This window comes from Paraburkholderia sp. BR10937 (assembly GCF_040965695.1).
In the GTDB taxonomy this organism is placed as follows: Bacteria; Pseudomonadota; Gammaproteobacteria; order Burkholderiales; family Burkholderiaceae; genus Paraburkholderia.
Window position 1 is genome coordinate 1 of the sequence record NZ_JBFRCL010000184.1, and the last position, 321, is coordinate 321.

General features: G+C 57.6%; 2 tRNA genes. Both read right to left on the reverse strand.

The features are described from left to right. Positions 1-50: 50 nt before the first annotated feature. Positions 51-126 (reverse strand) — tRNA-Glu (locus AB4Y44_RS42560). 71 nt (positions 127-197) lie between these two features. After that, a tRNA-Asp gene (locus AB4Y44_RS42565) sits at positions 198-274 on the reverse strand. Positions 275-321 lie beyond the last annotated feature (47 nt).

The following is a 321-nucleotide window of genomic DNA, read 5'->3' on the forward strand; positions in this document are numbered from 1 at the left end:
CGTCGCCACACTGCTCGCAGTGCTACTGCTTTGGCGCCGCATTTTTGTTTTGGCGTCCCCTAGGGGATTCGAACCCCTGTACTCACCGTGAAAGGGTGATGTCCTAGGCCTCTAGACGAAGGGGACAACACGGGCTTGCGCCTGTAATCGTCACTTTAACTAAAAAGCCCGCTCACAGTTTCTGAACGGGCTCGATCTGGCGGAGCGGACGGGACTCGAACCCGCGACCCCCGGCGTGACAGGCCGGTATTCTAACCGACTGAACTACCGCTCCAGTTCGACACAGTCAGATGGATGTCGGCTGATTTCCACCTGATGCCT